Source organism: Sphingobacterium anhuiense (assembly GCF_042686355.1).
Lineage (GTDB): Bacteria > Bacteroidota > Bacteroidia > Sphingobacteriales > Sphingobacteriaceae > Sphingobacterium > Sphingobacterium anhuiense.
Genome location: NZ_JBHUPE010000015.1, coordinates 22415 through 41513 on the forward strand (window position 1 = coordinate 22415; position 19099 = coordinate 41513).

Genomic DNA, 19099 nt, shown 5'->3' on the forward strand with positions numbered 1-19099 from the left:
TATTTTATGGCTACATCTTTGGTTAATTTAAACTTGAAAATTTTGTATATTTGATACGCTCGATGTAGCATAATCTTATAATTTATGATTTTAGTCGTTGATAGCGGTTCTTCTAAGTCAGACTGGAAATTAGAACTTCCAGATAGTCCACCTTTGTCTTTTTCGACAAATGGGCTTAATCCTTTTTTTGTAAACGATAAAGAAATAACCCGAGTAATTAAAGAAATACCTGAGATAATACCTTATGCGAATGAAATAACGGAACTTTATTTCTATGGCGCAGGTTGTATATCTCCAGATCGTAGGGAAATGGTTTCCAATGCGCTGACTCCTTTGTTTGAAAATGCTTTTATTTCGGTTGAGAACGATCTTGTAGGTAGTGCTTTAGCGACTTGTGGTACTAATAAAGGATATATTGCCACATTGGGTACTGGCTCTGATATTAGTTTTTTTGATGGACAGGAGGTGCAGCCCTCTAACCATGGAAATGGATATGTGCTGGGAGATGAGGGATCGGGTGCCTGGTTTGGCAAAAAGTTAATTACATTGTTTCTTTATGGTCGATTGCCAAAGGATCTGTCAGAGAATTTTGCAGAGAATTATCGCATAACAAAGGAGATCGTTATTAAGAATGTGTACCAAAAGGAGAGACCGAATGCTTATTTGGCTTCATTTGCACCATTTTTATCTGCGAATATTACGCATCCGTTTATAGATGAAATTATTCGTTCGGGTTTCGAGGAATATGTACAGACTTGTGTATTAACTTATCAGAATTATCAGGATTACGAGTGTCACTTTGTGGGATCAATTGCTTATTATCTGGATCTGATATTACGTGATGTCTGTAATGGATATAATATTAAAATTGGAAAAATATTGAAATCACCGATCAATGAATTGTTTGATTTTGTGATAGAAAGAGAAAAAAGTTCACTTATTAATTTTTAAAATAACATGATGATTTTATCAACGATTATTGCTTGTTTTTCCATGATATTTGGAAATCCTAGCATTTACGATTATAGTTTTAAAAGTCTCGATGGTAAAGATGTTAAAATGTCGTCTTTTAAAGGGAAGAAAATTTTAATAGTCAATACAGCCTCAAAATGTGGCTTTACTAAACAGTATAAAGATCTGCAAGCATTGTATTCGGAGTATGGAAATGATTTGGTGATCATTGGGTTTCCGGCGAACAATTTTGGGAATCAAGAACCTGGTACGAATGGAGATATTCAGGAATTTTGCGAACAAAACTATGGTGTAGAGTTTTTAATGGCAGAGAAGGTTGAAGTAAAAGGTGATCAGATTGATCCTTTATTTAAATACCTGACTTCGCAAGATAATCCGGATTTCAAAGGTGATATCAAGTGGAACTTTGAAAAGTTTTTAATCGATGAGAACGGAAAGCTGGTACATCGCTATCGTTCGGCAGTTAATCCACTTGCAGATGAAATTGTCAATTGGGTGAAGAAATAGAAATTGAGAAACCAGGAAGTTAATCTTCTTGGTTTTTTTTGTGAAATAAGATGGTAAAAAAGAAAGTCCACCTTGGGAGGGTGGACTTTAACTAACCAATTATAAACCTAAATTATGAAAAGTATTTTGTAGCTATTACTAGCTGTTATTATCTTGTTATTATAGTTATACAAAGGTAATGCCAAAATACGCCATCATATATTAAGTAAATGTTAATAATTTGTTAAATTATAGTAACATCTTCTGCATCTTGCTTCGTAAGCTTCTTTTTCACCCAAAAGGACTGTTTTTGTATCTGTAGAAGTCCTGAAAGAGTAATTTGCTGGCGCTCCACATTGCATGCATACGGCATGTACTTTTGTTACATGTTCGGCAATTGCCATTATATGGGGTATAGGACCGAAAGGTTGTGCTTTAAAATCCATATCTAGACCTGCAACTATGACACGAATTCCTTTATTTGCCAAATTGACACATACCTCTGTCAAACCTTCATCAAAAAATTGCGCTTCATCTATACCGACAACCTGCGTATCATTGCTCAGCAATAAAATAGAAGAGGAGTGTTCAACAGGGGTAGATGGTATACTGTTGCTGTCGTGCGAAACAACTAAACGATCATCATATCTTTTGTCTACTGCCGGTTTAAAAATTTCGACATGGAGTTTAGCATATTGTGCCCGTTTTAGTCTACGGATGAGTTCTTCGGTCTTACCGGAAAACATCGAACCGCATATCACTTCGATACTTCCGTATGCTGGGCCCCTTTGTGTGAAATTATGTTCAGAAAAAAGCATTTAAATGAATTAAAATCAATAAATTGAATATTACTTTCAATCAGTATTAAATCTGATTTTTTAAATAAAATAATACTACTTAAGTCCTGCTAATATCAGAATTTAATATTAAATTTGAGTCTATAAAAGCTACAATACTTAACAATAAAGTATAAATCAGTAAGTTGAAAATGAAGTTTTATTCCTTTTGTAAAATTTAGTGTTTTACTGGAATTACGAACAATGAAATGTATTAATTTATGGTTACGAAACAAAATTTATTTGATAAAATAGGAGATTTATTGCAGGAGTTGGAAGCGCAATATCTTGCGCTTTCAAAGGATGGCTTTGAAGATAAGAAAACTGATTTAGCTCTTTTTGAAGCTACCGCACAATACATTGCCGCTCAGATTGGTGTTTTAAAAGCACAGAATTTGTTGGGTATAGCTCAGAAAATTGAAAGAGTTGATGAACCTGCGGCTCCAAAAGTAGTACATGACCGGATAGAAGAGGAGAAAGTTTCTTTTAATAACTACTTTACACCTCCTTCCAATTTGTTTCAAAGTGTTCCTGAAAAGAAAGAAGAACAACCTGATATGGTAGATGAAACAGCTGATATCAGTTTGAATACACCACAGAAAGAAGTTGCCCCTGTCGAAGATTTAAATTTGAAAGAAGAGCCTGCCAAAGAAGAACTTACTCAAGAGGAGGTCATTCCTGAAGCAGAGAAAGTGACTTTTGACAACAGTATCCTTGAGCCTGTATCTGCTACTACTCAAGAGGATAAACCACGAGATCGTGTAACTCCAACATATGAAAAAGAGGAGGCAAAGCCTCAACAGGTAGCTGTTAATCCGGTGGAACAAGAGAAGTTAGTTGTTAATGAAGTTATTGAAGAATCAAAACAAATCTTGATTGAAGAAGAGATTCGTCCAGATGTGGAGCAAGAGACTCCTTCAAGACCGTTAACGTTAAATGAAATTATTTCACAACAGAAAAAAGCGGGTGTACAAAATCGGGTTTATGAGATGAACAATGCCTCCGGAAATTCGGGGCAGGTTAAAGATATCAAATCGATCATTAATTTGAATGATAAGCTGCTGTTTATTAAGGATCTCTTTAATGGGTATAGTTTAGCTTACAGTGAAGCTGTTGAATTATTGAACAGATGTAACGATTATGCGGAAGCGGATGCTTTTCTGCAAACGAATTATGCGGTTAAAAATAGATGGGTTGAAAAACCACAATCGGTTGAAAAGCTGTATTTATTGATTCGTAAAAGATTTGCATAAAAAAAAGCTGACTTCAAGTCAGCTTTTTTTATTGTAATTGAAACTGTATCCAGGTATTTCCCTCTAAGCCGTAAAAAAAATATTTGGGCTGCAGTATTTCCGCTAATGTTTCTAATTCTAAGCAGTAGTCAGCTCCCGGAGTTTTTCCAAATTCCTCCTTATTGATTAAAAAAACTTGATTTAGCTTAACGGCATTACTATCAGACCAGTTTGTGTCAGATAATAGTGCGGGAATTTGTGCTATTGTTAATTCTTCTGAATTGATAATAATAACTTTATCTGCTTCCGAAATGGTGTAAGTAGGTATACCACCTGCTATTTTAATACACTCTTGTAAATAGTCACTGGTATTGATTACGGCAGGGTTGAGGCCATCTAAAAGAATTACTTTGGGGCGATCGCTTGCTGCAATAAATTTCAATTTATGAATGATGATATGAACTTCATCATCCAAAATTTCTAAAAGCTCTGCGGTTTTTTCATCCTTATTTAATAGTCTTCCAATAGACTCTGTATAATTTATAATATCATGACTCGTGACCAAATTACTGGATAAGGTATAGATTTGCTCTAAAATATCCGTTGGCAACTGCGTTTTGTCTACTTCATATTGATTCAGAATAGCTTCAACTAAAATTTCTTGATTGCTTTGCATGATGCAAATTTACAAATGATGATTTGATTTGCGAATTAAATTGAAAGGTTATTTTGTCATCTATGATTTGAATTCAAATGTGTAAATTGCATTATATTTAGAATTGTTCATTTAGATCATATATTATGTTTGATAAATTATTCCAAGCGCAACAAAAAGCACAAGAAATTAAACAAAGATTAGATAATATTTCTGTTTTTGGAGAAGCTGAAGGTGGATTGATAAAAGTAGTTGCAACTGCCAATAAAGAAATTAAAGAAATTACAATTGATCCGATCTTCTTGAGTAATGCGGATAAAGAGGAACTGGAAGAATTGCTTGTCGTAGCTTTAAATAAAGCGATGACCCAAGCTGAAAATGTGAGTCAATCTGAGATGTCTGCTGCTAGTCAGGATATGCTTGGTGGTTTAGGAGGCCTATTTAATCAATAGTTTTATGAAAGCGACATATTACGGACAATCTTGTGTTATGTTCAATTTTGATGGACACGAGGTATTAATGGATCCTTTTATCACTTATAATCCCTTGGCAAAGGGTGTAGACGTTAATGCTCTATTACCAGAATATATTTTTTTAAGTCACGGTCATCAGGATCACGTGGCAGATATGGCACAGATTCAAAAAAATAGCCAAGCAACTGTTGCAGCTATTGTAGAGACTGCCGCATGGGTTAGGAAACAAGGAGTTCCGGATGAAAAAGTAATTGAGTTCAATTTAGGAGGAACTATTGTCACTTCTTTTGGGACTGTGAAGATGGTGTATGCTATGCATACAAATAGCACTCCTGACGGACAATATGGTGGATTTCCTGTTGGTTTCATTCTGCATTCTGGTAACAAGAAAATTTATTTCGCAGGAGATACAGCGCTTACAATGGAAATGAAGCTTTTGGCAGATCTTGAATTGGATTGGGCATTTTTACCTATCGGTGGACATTATACCATGGATGTTGATGATGCGGTAAAGGCGGCAGAATTTATTAATTGTGATAAAATAGTGGGTGTGCATTACGATACATTTCCTCCTATTACCATTGATAAAGTTAATGCTTCTGAAAAATTCGCAAATTATGGTAAGACATTATACTTACCTGCAATTGGTGAATCATTTGAATTATAACAAATAAGGGGGATGCAAATCCCCCTTATTTGTTATATCGTTACCAGATTTTTTAGATCTTCTAAGGTGAATAGTGGTGTTTCTGTCAGCTTGTTTTTGAGAATGGATTCTTTATAATCTTCGTAATGAAATAATCGCCATTCGCCGTTATGATATTCTAAACTGCTTAAGTTTTCAACCCAATCACCTGAGTTCATGTAAGTCACTGTTCCTTTCCGGGTAATGACTTCTTTAATTTGTGGTTGATGGATGTGTCCACAGATCACATAGTCGTAATTTTTTTCAATAGCTAGTTCAGTGGCTGTTTCTTCAAAATCAGAAATGTATTTGACAGCTTTTTTAACACTGTTCTTTATTTTTTTTGATAATGAATATTTCTCACGACCCATTTTAAGCAAGATCCAATTGATCATATGGTTTAATTGGATCAGTTTATCGTATCCCCAACCGCCTAATTTTGCTAACCATTTTGAATGATGGATGGAGGCATCAAATACGTCACCATGGAATATCCATGCTTTCTTATTGTTAAGGGATAGTAAGAGCTTGTTGGTTAATTTGATATTGCCAAGTTTTAAATCTGCAAATTTTCGGAGCATTTCATCATGATTACCGGTGATGTAATGCACTTCGGTACCATTGGCACTGAGATCGATTATTTTTTTGATAACATGTAAATGCTCGGATGGGAAATAGCTTTTTTTGAATTGCCAAATATCGATTATATCGCCATTTAAAATCAGCATTTTTGGTGCGATCGACTCTAAATAATAGAGTAACTCTTTTGCGTGACTTCCATGTGTTCCGAGATGAATGTCTGATAATACTACGATATCGAGATTTCTTTTCATAACTTCCGTTTTTCAAAAGACGCATTTTATTATGATCTGTATATAAATGCTTTGTTATGAAATTATTAAAAATATAAAGGGTGAAGATCGTATCTTCACCCTTTATATTTTTAATACTAAAATAGCTTGAAACTATTTTGACGCTCTATTGATGTGGAATTGAACTAAATCATCGATAGGGGAACGTAATATTTTGCCAACTTTCATGCCGTACTGTACTGCTTTTTCCTCCAAAACATTACGGAAATTATAGCCTACAGAACCGATACAGTTGAATGTATATTCTTGATAGTTTGGATATTTACTAACTAAGTTTTTGAAAAATGCTTCGAAAGCATCATCTACAATAGCACGTGTATATTCAATATTCACATTGTTGTCGTAAACAAATTTGCTGAAACTTGCGCAGAAACGGTTCGCTAATGGCTTTGTGTAAACGGTATCCATGATTTCATCTGGAGTGATCTTGTAGGTGTCGTAAAATACTTTACGAACATCTTGAGGCATTAAATCACGGATGTAATCTGTTAATAATTTTTTACCGATATAACTTCCGCTACCTTCATCACCTAAGATGTAAGCACATGAGTCGATGTTATAGGTAATGTCATTTCCATCATAAATACAAGAATTGGTACCTGTTCCTAGAATGGCAGCAAAACCTGATTCAGTACCTAATAAAGCTCTTGCGGCAGCTAATAAATCGTGACCAACCTCAACTTGAGCATGTTGGAAAACTTCTTGGATAGCTTTAATAACGATTTCTGCTTTTTCTTTATTATGAACGCCTGCACCGTAATAGTTAACCTCTTTAATTTCATCAAAAGGTAAATCATTTGGTAAGCCTTTTCTTAAAGAGTTAACGATGTATTCGCTATCTACAAAATATGGGTTATACCCTTCTGTATTGAAGTAAATTTTTTTGTTTGAATCATCCAACAAACACCAGTTTGTTTTCGTTGACCCGCCGTCAGCAATAATAATCATTATTGAGTAGTTTTAATTGAGTTTTTTCGTTTTAAAATTGGATCATTTGAATCCGATTTTCGAAAATACATTTTTTTATTTATAATTTATGTATGATCAAAGCACTAAAATGAAAAATTATTTCATCTACTTTACAGCAATTTGAAAAAAAAGGCCTTAAAATTGTATTTAAGGCCTTTTTTTTAAGATGCTATTAAATTGATTTAATAGTGTATTTTTTACAATTAGTTAGCTTTATCAATAAGCTTAATGTGATCCCTCTGCTTCAACATCATCAATATTAATTCCTTGTTTTTTGAGTACTGATTTTACTGCTATTGCAAAGAATACAATGTAGGCAAAACCTAACAATGGAAGTAGGTAAGAGTTGTGGATACCTATGATATCAGCTAATTTTCCTTGGATAGGGGGAATAACACCACCACCTAAGATCATCATGACTAAGAATGCTGATCCTTGTGCTGTATATTTTCCAAGTCCTACGATTGAAAGGCTGAAGATTGATGACCACATGATGGAACAAGCTAATCCTCCTGCTAAGAAAGAGTAAATAGCTACTGTACCTGAAGATAATAAACCAACAGTCATAGCGATAATTCCGAATAGACCGAAAACGATTAATGTTCTCGCAGGTTTTTCTTTACTTAGGTAAAATGCTCCGATTTGTATAAGTATACAAACAACATAATAGTATAGGTGTGACATTTCAAAGCCCGCCATTGCATTGACGCCTATAATAATAGAAAATGCGACAAGTGGAACAATGATAAGTAATATGTTTTTAGTTGTTTTAGTTAGGTTAAACGCTGTAATCGCTCCAGCCCAACGACCAATCATCATACTACCCCAATACATAGAAACGTAAGGCGTAATTTGCGATGATTGTAGGCTTCCAAATTCTTTTAATGTAAGTAGTTCACCTAAGTTACTTCCTATGGCTACTTCAACTCCAACGTACAAAAATAGGGCAATCATACCCAATACAAGTTGAGGGTATCTCATAGCTCCCCATCCTTCTGGGTTTTTCTGCGCTTTTACATTTGCAAAAATCAATCCACCAACAACAACAATCAGTGCACCTGCTAACCATAGCATACGTTGTATTTCAAGGGGGTGAGCAATCTCTTTAATCTGAAGTTTTAATTGCTCTATACTTGCTGGATCAACTAAAGATTTTAATTGTGCTTGTAATTGATCTACCTGAATTGCTACTTCACTTTTGTAACTTAAAAATACAGGAGCGAACATGGCAAAAAGCAAGATGGTCATGATAACCAAAGTATTAAGGGCTTTATTAGCTTTTTCCATAGGTTCATTGCTTATTCCTGCAGGCACCTTTTTACTGAAGTAAAACAAACTTGCTGCTAGTAGAAACAATAAGCCTACACCTATATATAGGAAAACGACTTTGTCTAAAGGTAAATTAGCTATTTCGGAATCGGATATTTTCTCAAATGTTCCGAATAACGCAAAACCGATAACTAACGGTCCTATTGTTGTTCCGAAAGAATTGATACCACCGCCTAAATTGACACGTGAAGCACCAGTTTTGGGATCTCCTAATAAAACTGCAAATGGATTTGCAGCGGTCTGTTGTAATGAAAAACCTAAGGCAACAGTGAAAAGTCCAAGTAACATACCGATGTATACATTTACTTCTACTGCCACGATCATTGCTCCTGCACCTAATGCTGAGAATAATAGACCATAGACAATACTTTTTTTATAGCCCCATTTACCAACTAAATCTTTTCCTGAAAATGTGCTGAAAATAAAAAGTAATAATGCACCAAGATAATAAGCGGTGTAAAATGCAAAATCAATCAATTGTGACTGAAATTGGTCTAAGTGAAAGTAGTTTTTACAAAAGGGAATAAATACGCTATTTCCTGCTGCAATAAAACCCCAAAAGAAAAATACAATTATTAATGTATATAAGGCGGGATAATTTGTTTTAATGAGTTTATTTTCCATCTAAATCGTTTGCTTTGTTTTTTTTGCACCGCTAACTTACAAAAAAATATATCATATTTAAATATAATATTGTTGTTAATAACTACGTTTGATTTTTTAGTAAAACGTTTTAACAAGATATGATTTGTTATAAGTATGTTTTTTTTTACAAATAATTTTGAATTGTCAGATTTGTTTTTTTTCTTTGTGCAGGTTCTCATAATTTATTCCGCTTCAGGTATAGAAGAAATCACTTAGTTCTTAAATCCCTTTGTTTGTTAATCAAAATGATTAATGGAGTGTAGTAAATTTCATTTTAAAATAAAATCCTAATATATCATAATAAAAATTTAATGGATATTAATGAATTAAATGCAAAACTCGTGTCTGAATTACGCGAAATTGCAAAATTAATAGGTATCGGTGACGCTGATAAGCTTAGAAAGCAAGAGTTAATTGAAAAGATAATCAGCACTGGTGATGAGTCCGAAAATACTTCTGAAAAAAAGGAAGAAAATCATGATGAGTCAACGGAGAGACCTCGAAAAAGAATAAGAACCGCAAAAGCGTCTGAGCCGGTTACTATCCGTAAAAAAGAAAATGAAGAAACAGATTCAGCTAGCGAAGTAGCAATCTCAGAATCTGAAGAAAATATAAAAGCAGCTCCCGCAATTAAGTCAGCACCTCCAAAAGTAGAAACAGCTTCATCAAATGCAGATTTTGACAATGTTATTGTCAATGAAGGTGTGTTGGAAATTATGCCTGATGGATATGGTTTTTTACGTTCTTCTGACTATAATTATCTTACATCTCCAGATGATATTTACGTTTCTCAGTCGCAAATCAAATTATTTGGTTTGAAAACTGGTGATACAGTCAGAGGTAGCATTAGACCTCCAAAAGAAGGTGAGAAATATTTTCCATTGGTACGTGTAGAAGCGATCAATGGTCAAAATCCTGCTGAAATTCGTGACCGAGTTCCTTTTGATTTCTTAACGCCATTATTCCCTAATGAACGTTTGAATTTGGATTTGGGTACAAGCAACTATTCGACTCGTATCATGGATTTGTTCACTCCTATAGGTAAAGGACAACGTGGTCTTATTGTAGCTCAACCTAAAACAGGTAAAACCAATTTGTTGAAAGAGGTTGCAAATGCGATCGCTAAAAACCATCCTGAAGTTTATTTGATTATCTTATTAATCGATGAGAGACCTGAGGAGGTGACAGATATGGCAAGAAGTGTACGTGCTGAAGTGGTTTCATCTACTTTTGATGAACCTGCAGAGCGTCATGTAAAAATCGCAAATATTGTTTTAGAGAAAGCAAAACGTATGGTCGAGTGTGGTCATGATGTCGTGATCTTGCTAGATTCAATTACACGTTTGGCTCGTGCTTATAATACAGTTGCCCCTGCATCTGGTAAAATATTATCAGGTGGTGTGGATGCAAATGCTTTACATAAACCAAAACGTTTCTTCGGTGCTGCTCGTAATATCGAGCACGGAGGTTCTTTAACTATTTTAGCAACAGCTCTTACAGAGACTGGTTCTAAAATGGATGAGGTTATTTTTGAAGAGTTTAAAGGTACTGGTAACATGGAGTTGCAGTTGGATCGTAAATTGGCAAACAAACGTATTTTCCCTGCTATCGATTTAACAGCTTCAAGTACGCGTCGTGATGATTTATTAATGGATAAAGAATCGATTCGTCGTCTTTGGATATTACGCAATCACTTGGCGGATATGAATTCTAATGAAGCAATGGAGTTTTTATTAGCGCAAATGCGTGGTACTAAGTCTAATGAAGAGTTTTTGATTAGCATGAATGGGTAATTCCATTTGATTTTAATAATTTAGCCATCATTTATAAAAAATGATGGCTTTTTATTTATATTGAAAATATGAAAAAACATATTCCTAATACCATAACCTGTTTGAATCTATTTAGTGGATGTATCGGGGTGTTAATGGCACTTAAAGGTGATTATATGACAACAGCTTATTGTGTATTGGCTTCTGGTATATTTGATTTCTTCGATGGTATGGTAGCACGGCTTTTACATGTCAAATCCAATATCGGTAAGGAATTAGATTCACTGGCTGATATGGTTAGTTTTGGTTTCTTGCCAGGTGCTATCCTTTATATGTTATTGTCTGAGGTTTTTATTGAGCAACCCTTGTTTGCTTATTTAGGTTTTGTGGTAACCGTGTTTTCTGCGCTTCGTTTGGCAAAATTTAATCTGGATGAACGCCAAACGACTGATTTTATAGGATTAAATACACCTATGAATACTTTTTATGTCTTATCACTGCCTTTTATTGCTGAAAAATATCCAGATATTATATTAAACCCCTTCTTTCTCTTGATCAGCACTGCATTAACAAGTTTTTTATTGGTTAGTGAAATTAGATTGTTCTCTATGAAGCTATCGTCAATGGCTTGGTCTGAAAATAAATATAAATTTATTTTTGTGATTTTAGCGGTTGTCTTATTTGCTGTTTTTCAATTCGTGGCATTGCCAATTATTTTATTAAGCTATATCTTGCTTTCACTGTTACATTTTCAACGTTTGAAATAAAGATTAAATCGATTTTTCATACTGCTCTAATTCTGTAAATAATTCATCGAATTGTATTTTTAATAAGGAGCATTCCGATTCAATGTGATTGATGTCAGCGGTTTCTTTTGCTAATGATTCTATGAGCTGCAGTTGCTCTTTTAAATGTGGTGCTCCAATGTATTCCATAGTAGGTTTGATATGGTGTGCTGCATTATTAATCTCCTGATAGTCTTTCGCTGTTATTGCTGCTGTTAATTTTTCAAAATCTAAAGGAGTTTGTGTTCGGTAAAGGGCGATAAACTCTTTTATCATGTCCTCATTATTAAACATACTTTGCTTGATAATATCTGGTTTTATGTGTTTATACATTTTTTTTGTAGATGTTTACGTCTAAGGGATCTGTGCATACTGCTAACAGTTCCTTATTGCTCTTTTTTAAAACAGGGTGTATATATTCTGGAGCGATCTGGACTAGTGGAATTAGTGTAAATTTACGATCCTGTATATAGGGATGTGGAATTTGGAGGTTAGGCAAGTTAATGTGCTCATTTTCGTAATATAAAATGTCAATATCGATCACGCGTGCTCCCCATTTTTCTGAACGAACTCTCCCTAATTGATTTTCTATACTTTGACAGATTTCAAGCGCCTCTATTGGGTTAAGAAATGTTTTGACTTCAATTACTTGGTTCAAGAAACTCGGTTGATCTTCTACCCCCCAAGCTTCGGTTTCGACAATAGCTGAAACTTTTGCAATGTTGCCCAAGGAATCCTCCAGAGCGCTTAATGCGCTGTTTAATTGCATTAAACGATCTCCCAGGTTTGCTCCTAATAAAATGTAGATGCTTTTCACCTTATAAATATAGAATTTTAGTTAATTAAATGAAAGATTTAAAAATTTATTTGTAACATTTGTACTAAATTGGCAACTAATAAATCAATTGAACTTTAGATTATTCATTTTATGAAATCATTTTTTAAGTATGTACTTGCTACTGTCACGGGAATTGTGATATCATCGGTAGTTTTATTTATTATAATGTTAGGTATTATCGGCGCGTTAGTAACTTCTGCATCTTCGGAAAAAGAAGTTATGGTTAAGGATAATTCAATATTGTATCTTTCATTTAATCATGAGATTACAGAACGTTCCATAGATAATCCTTTTGGTTCCTTGGATATTCCTGGTTATAATTTGAAAAATCTTGGTCTTGATGATATTCTGTTGAGAATAAGAACAGCTAAAGAAGATAGTAAGATTAAAGGGATCTTTATGGATGCAAGTACAATTGCTACTGGATTTGCTAGTCTTAAAGAGATTAGAGATGCTTTGGTAGACTTTAAGTCATCGGGTAAATTTATTGTGGCTTACAACGAGGGCTATTCTCAAAAAGCTTATTACGTCGCTAGTGTTGCAGATAAGGTATATGTGAATCCAGAAGGGACTGTTGATTTTAAAGGATTGGCAAGCTCCACCATGTTTATGAAAGATGCGTTTGATAAATTTGGTGTGGATATGCAGGTTGTAAAAGTGGGAACTTTTAAGAGTGCTGTTGAACCTTATTTCTTAAACCAAATGAGTGAGGCGAACCGTTTACAGGTTAATTCTTATTTAGGAAGTATCTATGATTCATTTATTCAGGAAATTTCAACTTCAAGAAAAATGTCTGCTGACTCATTAAGGAGTATAGCTACAAATTATTTGGTCCGTAACGCTGATGATGCTGTAAGGTATAAATTGGCTGATGCTAAATTATATAAAGATGAGCTGATTTTAGAATTAAAGAAAAGATTGAACGTAGCAACAAAAGATGATCTATCTGTTGTATCCCTAATTGACTATAAATCGAAGATGCCGAGTGGTTCTGAATCTAATCAGGTTGCTGTTTTGTATGCTGAAGGTGCAATTGTAGGAGGAGAGGGAACTAAAGGTGAGATTGGATCCGATAAAATTTCACGTGAGCTACGTTTGTTAAGACAAGATGATAATGTGAAAGCAGTTGTTTTCCGTGTTAATTCTCCTGGAGGTTCTGCTTTAGCGTCTGATGTCATATGGAGAGAGGTTGAGTTGACAAAGCAAGTAAAACCGATCATAGTTTCTATGGGGGATTATGCGGCTTCGGGCGGTTACTATATTTCGGCGGCAGCAGATTCAATCTTTGCTGAGAATAATACGATTACAGGTTCAATCGGGGTTTTTGGGGTTATTCCAAATTTTAAGAATTTATTGAATAATAAAATAGGTGTTCATTTTGATGGTGTGAAAACTGGCAAATTCTCTGATCTAGGTATGGTTCCGGATCGTCCTTTAACTGCTGAAGAACGCGATATCATCCAGATGGAGGTTAATCGTGTTTATCAAACGTTTATGAAGCGTGTGTCTGATGGTCGTAAAATAACGGTTGCTCAGGTTGATACTATTGGTCAGGGCCGTGTGTGGACTGGTAAACAGGCTGTAGAGATTGGATTGGTAGATCGTATAGGAGGTATTGATGATGCTATTAAAGCAGCAGCAAAGAAAGCAAAAATAGGTCAATATGCAGTTAAGCAATATCCTGCCAAAGAGGATGCAATTTCAACTTTTTTAAATTCGTCTAAGGAAAAGGTTCAAATATGGATGGCACAACAGCAAATGGGAGAATTCTATAATTACTTTGATGTGATCAAAAAAGTTTCTGGACAATCTGGTATTATGGCGAAATTGCCGTATTCGATTGAAATACATTAATTATTTTTCATTTTATCAAAAAAAGCCTTTTATTATTCGGATAGTAAAAGGCTTTTTTTATATTTAGCTGTCCATTTGAATAGGTGGGTAAATACTTCATAATAAATAATAGAGATGAAAACAGTTGACAACTTAAACTTCGCTGACAAAAAAGCGCTAATACGTGTAGATTTTAATGTTCCTTTGGATGACAATTTTAATATTACAGATGATAATAGAATTCAAGGTGCGACACCCACGATTAAAAAAATATTAAATGATGGTGGATCTGTTATCTTGATGTCACACTTAGGTAGACCAAAAGATGGGCCTACAGATAAATATTCATTAAAGCACATTGTTTCACATTTATCTGGAGTGTTAGGGGTGGATGTTCAGTTTGCTGCTGATTGTATTGGTGAAGATGCGGTTGAAAAAGCAAAAAATTTGAAACCAGGTCAAGTTTTACTTTTGGAGAACCTTCGTTTTTACAAAGAGGAAGAAAAAGGTGATGTTGCATTTGCAGAGAAATTATCAAAATTGGGTGATGTGTATGTCAATGATGCTTTTGGTACAGCTCACCGTGCTCATGCTTCTACTGCTGTTATTGCTCAATTTTTCCCTGATGCGAAATATTTCGGGTATTTAATGGCTGCAGAAATTGGTAATGCAGAAAAAGTGTTGAATAAGGCTGAACGTCCATTTACTGCTATCATGGGAGGGGCGAAGGTTTCTGATAAATTAGAATTAATCGAAGCTTTATTGGATCGTGTTGATAACCTGATTATAGGCGGAGGTATGGCTTATACTTTTATTAAAGCTCGTGGTGGAGAGATCGGTAAGTCATTAGTTGAGCTAGATAAGTTGGACTTGGCAACGGAATTGGTTAAGAAAGCAGCAGCAAAAGGGGTTAACCTGGTATTACCGACTGATGCTCAAATTGCGGATAAATTTTCAAATGATGCAACAGTTTATGATGGACCGAATGATCAGATCCCTGCGGAATTGGAAGGATTGGATATTGGTAAAGAATCTGGAGAAGCGTTTGCAAAAATAATTGAATCGTCTAAAACTATTCTTTGGAATGGTCCTATGGGGGTTTTTGAATTTGATACCTTTGCTAAAGGTACAAAAGCTGTTGCCGATGCGGTGGTCAATGCAACTGGAAAAGGTGCATTTTCATTGATCGGTGGTGGTGATTCTGCAGCTGCAGTTTCTAAATTTGGCATGACTGAACAGGTAAGTTATGTATCTACTGGTGGGGGTGCTTTGTTAGAATATATGGAAGGTAAAGTTTTACCTGGAGTAAAGGCTATCGAAGGGTAATCACGTTGAAATATAAAACAGAAAAGGCATCGTTAGATGCCTTTTCCTGTTTTAAGATTTTAGTATGTATAATTTAAACTAACGGTTGGTACAACTCTTTGTGTAGCGGTAACATCGTTGATATAAGTGAGTTTAAGAGCGGCTTCAAAATTGGGTAATGGGTATCTGAAAGCATTAAAATCTGCTGACACAGAAAGACCGAAAGTTTTTGGACTCATGTCGGACTGGTGATGGATATTTTGATAGTCGGCAAATACCCCTCCCTTAATTCGTTTGATATACGTTATGCCTCCAACTGCCCAATCTGGATAGCTGATCGGGAATCTGTAGTTTAGTAATAAGGTGTTTTTAATTTTCTCGTATTTATAGTACCCGTAGCCGCTAATTGTTGGTATATCGTTGCTGTATTGATAGCGGCCTGATGCTTTTTGATAACCAAATCTAATTTGAAATCCATGATTGCTGATAAATCCAGGAATATAGAATCCGCTTCTAATGGAGAAAAGATTTCCTTCTTGATCTTCGAATGGAAGGTGGCGATAAGTCATACTAAAGTTTTGCCCCCATCGAGGTGTGATATCCATTTTTGACATCATGGCGTTTCTATTCCAATAAATTTGATAAGTTAACGGGAACAATACCTTTGAGTCGAAGTTTTTAAGGTTTTTAATACTTGTGTTGTATCGTTGAAGGTATGATGTCGCAAAATTGAAACCTAAGCTATAGACATAATTGCTTTTATAGTAAGCCAATGGAATGGAGATCTGACCACTTATATCATGCTCTCTCCAATCGAAATTGATCGTGCTATCAGATTTACTATTGATTTTTGCTGTTCCTATCTGTCCTTTGTTTTCATATTTAAGTGTGAATTTGGGAAAATATTTATTGTAATTTAAGGTTGCAGAGTAAATAGATTTTTTAATATCGGTATCGTATTCGTAACCAAGTACAAATTGTGTTGTATTCAGAATATTGTTGGAAAGCCAGAATATACCTGGTTTGAAGTTGTCTAAGCTTTCGAAATTGGTGTTGCTAAGGGAAAGGCTGTGAAAATTAAATGTTCTCGATAGGCCTTTATAAGGATTTACATTGTAATCTGAAACACTTTCTGTGATGCTATCAATTTTGTTTTTTAAATTTTTACTAATAGTTTTTACGCTATATGGGTTCTTAAGAACTGTATCGGTATCATTAAATGTTATTTTGGATATTTTGTATCCATTGTACTGGTAATTATTAAAGAGAATTTCTTTTTTATTGGCATCATAAGAGGGGTTGAAAGCTCCGAAAGTGGTATTTGTAAGCTTCGTTAATGCTTTTGATAGTTTATTATATTGATATAAATTATCGACACCTGAATATTGTGCTTTAAACAGAAAAAGGTGATCGTTTATGTATTGCGGTCTTTCAAATTGTTCATTGCTCCAGTCCTGAAGAAAAGTAATTTGGGAGGATTCTAATTCGATTTCTACTAAGTTTGTGCCTTTGTTTGAAATAGCAATAGCTACTATTTTTGAGCCCTCTTCATTAAATGAAGGCTGTTGAAGATAAATATCGGAAGCTATCGGAATTCTTTTTAATATTTTTTTTGTTTTAATATCGAGCAATAGAATTGCTGTCTGATTACTTAAATCCACTTCAATTGTCAGTATTTCTGCTTTGGATGGGTGTAGTATGGGATAGAAATAGCGACTTTTAAAACTAATCTGCTCTCGCTTTTTTGTTTCTAAATGGTAAAGGTTGATTACATTGTAGGATCTTTTGGTGTATCGGATATCTCTTTTAACTTCATCCCATACAATCATATTATTTCTGAAATCATAGTTTGGGACGATTTGATTTCCCAATTTTAACAATGATTCTATTTTATAGTTGTTATCTATTTTAACGATTTCAGCTGTTTTTTCTGGGGTCTGTAAAATAGATAGGGTGCTATTGTCGTGATTGTTTTTAGGCAATAACCAATCCTGATAGTTTTTACTGGATGTTGGTTCAATTATCGGGTAGGAGAGCGTTGGACTTTCATGTTCTTCTTTTTTCCATTTAATATTCAGATCATCCATCGTATGTGCAAATAGACTCGTATTATTAAATCCAGTTGTTTTTTTTAGCGACCGACTAAAATTGTAGGGCATCAATATATTTTTGTTGATGTTTTGATACAGTTCGGGTTCAAAGTTCTCCTTTACGTTTTGTTTTAAATAATTGGTCATGAAATAACCAATGGTATAATAGCTCGGTATTTTATCACGATAAGAACCTAATAAATATTTCTCGAATTTATATTTTTTATCAGTTCTTTCATTAGCTTTTAGCGTCATTTCAAAAGAGGGGAGTCGACCTCTTCCTCCTTTAGAATAAAATGTTTCTGCCCAGACTGCATCACCTTCAAAATACCAGGAAGGCAACGTTAGACCGTATATAGCAAGGGCAAGCTGTTCTAAGAACGGTGCCTTTAATTTTCCGGTCAATTTATCAAATTGAGCAACGTGTCTAAGTTCGTGCAATGCTAGATTGGAGAGCCATTCCTGATTATCTGGCTCAGGGGTTGGACTGCTGTACAGCTCCGATTTGCGTGGAGCGAGTTGGACAAAACCATTAGGACGAAGTTCGGTGTTTTGAAGAATTAAAGAAATTTTACGCGGTTTTACTTGTAAGTCTTTATGGTTTGTTTTTAAATAGTGTGTAATTTGACTGGCAAGCGTTGAAGCCTTTTTTTTCATTTCGACCGGAAAGATCAGTTTAAATTCTTTAGTGTCAATCTGATGCCATTTTTGCGATGGAGGTGCCTGACTGTCTTCAAAGATTTGGCAAATACCTTTATGAAAAGTTAAAATCGATAGTATGAAGGAGAGTAGGTAGATTTTCATGTACTTAAGTTGCTGTTGCTAATTATTTTAGATCGATGGTTGTTTTTTTAACATTCGAATAACTATATAGCTTGATCGTTAGGTGTTTATGTTTTGTAATTCGTTTAAATGTATTCAATAATTTGCAAATTAAATATAGGTTTTTTATTTCAATTTACTCAGTTACTTGTTCTTTATGTTGTAATGAATTGATAGTTAGTGTTGTTGTTATTTTCTTTGATTAAGATTGTCTTATTTGGAGATTTTATGAATTGGATTTAAGAAAAATAAGATCTAACTTTTTATAAGTAACTGTTTTTTAAGGGGTTGTTTTTGGAGATTATTTTTGAAGACACTATAATTTATTTTTCTATAGATTAGGTGTATTGATTATGATCACGATCTGTATTTTATGATCTAATATTGCATTAGAATATGTTTTTTATTGTTCTATTACCTATTGAAAATTTCTATTTTCAATAGGTAATAAATAAATTCTTATATTATTTTTAAAAAGACGATTTTTGCATAAAATTTTA

General features: G+C 34.3%; 17 protein-coding genes. 9 read left to right on the plus strand and 8 right to left on the minus strand.

Features of this window, described 5'->3' with window-relative positions; all coding sequences use genetic code 11:
• Nucleotides 1–84: 84 nt before the first annotated feature.
• A complete protein-coding gene (locus ACFS6I_RS22760; protein ID WP_132772058.1) occupies nucleotides 85–951 on the plus strand; it encodes an N-acetylglucosamine kinase in 867 nt (288 codons plus the stop codon).
• Nucleotides 952–960: 9 nt separating this feature from the next.
• Nucleotides 961–1479 carry a glutathione peroxidase gene (locus ACFS6I_RS22765; protein WP_132772090.1) on the plus strand — a complete coding sequence of 173 codons (519 nt, stop codon included), beginning with the start codon at nucleotides 961–963 and terminating at the stop codon, nucleotides 1477–1479.
• 212 nt (nucleotides 1480–1691) lie between these two features.
• On the opposite strand, the gene ACFS6I_RS22770 is transcribed toward ACFS6I_RS22765, so the two are convergent.
• Nucleotides 1692–2276, minus strand: a complete 585-nt coding sequence (locus ACFS6I_RS22770) for a thymidine kinase (RefSeq protein WP_021188691.1) — start codon at nucleotides 2274–2276, stop codon at nucleotides 1692–1694.
• A gap of 239 nt (nucleotides 2277–2515) precedes the next feature.
• Between ACFS6I_RS22770 and ACFS6I_RS22775 the strand changes: the two genes are divergently transcribed.
• Nucleotides 2516–3547 (plus strand): hypothetical protein, encoded by a 1032-nt coding sequence (locus ACFS6I_RS22775; RefSeq protein ID WP_380924016.1) that lies wholly within the window; start codon nucleotides 2516–2518, stop codon nucleotides 3545–3547.
• 28 nt (nucleotides 3548–3575) lie between these two features.
• On the opposite strand, the gene ACFS6I_RS22780 is transcribed toward ACFS6I_RS22775, so the two are convergent.
• Complete coding sequence (locus ACFS6I_RS22780) at nucleotides 3576–4202, minus strand: substrate-binding domain-containing protein (RefSeq protein WP_132844094.1); 627 nt, start codon at nucleotides 4200–4202, stop codon at nucleotides 3576–3578.
• A 125-nt stretch (nucleotides 4203–4327) separates the two neighbouring features.
• Between ACFS6I_RS22780 and ACFS6I_RS22785 the strand changes: the two genes are divergently transcribed.
• Nucleotides 4328–4633, plus strand: a complete 306-nt coding sequence (locus ACFS6I_RS22785) for a YbaB/EbfC family nucleoid-associated protein (RefSeq protein ID WP_021188688.1) — start codon at nucleotides 4328–4330, stop codon at nucleotides 4631–4633.
• A 4-nt stretch (nucleotides 4634–4637) separates the two neighbouring features.
• Nucleotides 4638–5321, plus strand: coding sequence for a metal-dependent hydrolase (locus ACFS6I_RS22790; RefSeq protein WP_380924018.1), 684 nt, complete (start codon nucleotides 4638–4640; stop codon nucleotides 5319–5321).
• 32 nt (nucleotides 5322–5353) lie between these two features.
• Here the strand turns inward: ACFS6I_RS22790 and ACFS6I_RS22795 are convergent, their stop codons facing one another.
• From ACFS6I_RS22795 to ACFS6I_RS22805, 3 genes are all read right to left on the minus strand, one after another.
• Nucleotides 5354–6172, minus strand: coding sequence for a UDP-2,3-diacylglucosamine diphosphatase (locus ACFS6I_RS22795; protein WP_132844091.1), 819 nt, complete (start codon nucleotides 6170–6172; stop codon nucleotides 5354–5356).
• 132 nt (nucleotides 6173–6304) lie between these two features.
• Nucleotides 6305–7159, minus strand: coding sequence for an N-acetylglucosamine kinase (locus ACFS6I_RS22800; RefSeq protein WP_380924020.1), 855 nt, complete (start codon nucleotides 7157–7159; stop codon nucleotides 6305–6307).
• A 246-nt stretch (nucleotides 7160–7405) separates the two neighbouring features.
• The gene (locus ACFS6I_RS22805; RefSeq protein ID WP_132772053.1) at nucleotides 7406–9133 is read right to left on the minus strand and encodes an MFS transporter; all 1728 of its coding nucleotides are present in this window, start codon (nucleotides 9131–9133) and stop codon (nucleotides 7406–7408) included.
• A gap of 332 nt (nucleotides 9134–9465) precedes the next feature.
• On the opposite strand from ACFS6I_RS22805, the gene rho reads away from it, so the two are divergent.
• Complete coding sequence (gene rho, locus ACFS6I_RS22810; RefSeq protein ID WP_021188684.1) at nucleotides 9466–10947, plus strand: transcription termination factor Rho; 1482 nt, start codon at nucleotides 9466–9468, stop codon at nucleotides 10945–10947.
• A gap of 68 nt (nucleotides 10948–11015) precedes the next feature.
• Nucleotides 11016–11693 carry a CDP-alcohol phosphatidyltransferase family protein gene (locus ACFS6I_RS22815; protein WP_380924023.1) on the plus strand — a complete coding sequence of 226 codons (678 nt, stop codon included), beginning with the start codon at nucleotides 11016–11018 and terminating at the stop codon, nucleotides 11691–11693.
• Between the two features lie 3 nt (nucleotides 11694–11696).
• Here ACFS6I_RS22815 and ACFS6I_RS22820 read toward each other — a convergent pair whose 3' ends face one another.
• Together ACFS6I_RS22820 and folK are read right to left on the minus strand one after the other, a co-directional pair.
• A complete protein-coding gene (locus ACFS6I_RS22820) occupies nucleotides 11697–12044 on the minus strand; it encodes an Hpt domain-containing protein (protein WP_237682893.1) in 348 nt (115 codons plus the stop codon).
• Complete coding sequence (folK, locus tag ACFS6I_RS22825; RefSeq protein ID WP_380924025.1) at nucleotides 12037–12528, minus strand: 2-amino-4-hydroxy-6-hydroxymethyldihydropteridine diphosphokinase; 492 nt, start codon at nucleotides 12526–12528, stop codon at nucleotides 12037–12039. The genes ACFS6I_RS22820 and folK overlap by 8 nt, the downstream gene beginning before the upstream one ends.
• Before the next feature lie 111 nt (nucleotides 12529–12639).
• On the opposite strand from folK, the gene sppA reads away from it, so the two are divergent.
• The gene (gene sppA, locus ACFS6I_RS22830; RefSeq protein ID WP_132844086.1) at nucleotides 12640–14403 is read left to right on the plus strand and encodes a signal peptide peptidase SppA; all 1764 of its coding nucleotides are present in this window, start codon (nucleotides 12640–12642) and stop codon (nucleotides 14401–14403) included.
• A 114-nt stretch (nucleotides 14404–14517) separates the two neighbouring features.
• On the plus strand, nucleotides 14518–15708 hold the full coding sequence (locus tag ACFS6I_RS22835) for a phosphoglycerate kinase (protein WP_380924027.1): 1191 nt from the start codon (nucleotides 14518–14520) through the stop codon (nucleotides 15706–15708).
• A gap of 59 nt (nucleotides 15709–15767) precedes the next feature.
• Here ACFS6I_RS22835 and ACFS6I_RS22840 read toward each other — a convergent pair whose 3' ends face one another.
• On the minus strand, nucleotides 15768–18581 hold the full coding sequence (locus ACFS6I_RS22840) for a hypothetical protein (protein WP_380924029.1): 2814 nt from the start codon (nucleotides 18579–18581) through the stop codon (nucleotides 15768–15770).
• Nucleotides 18582–19099: the final 518 nt, after the last annotated feature.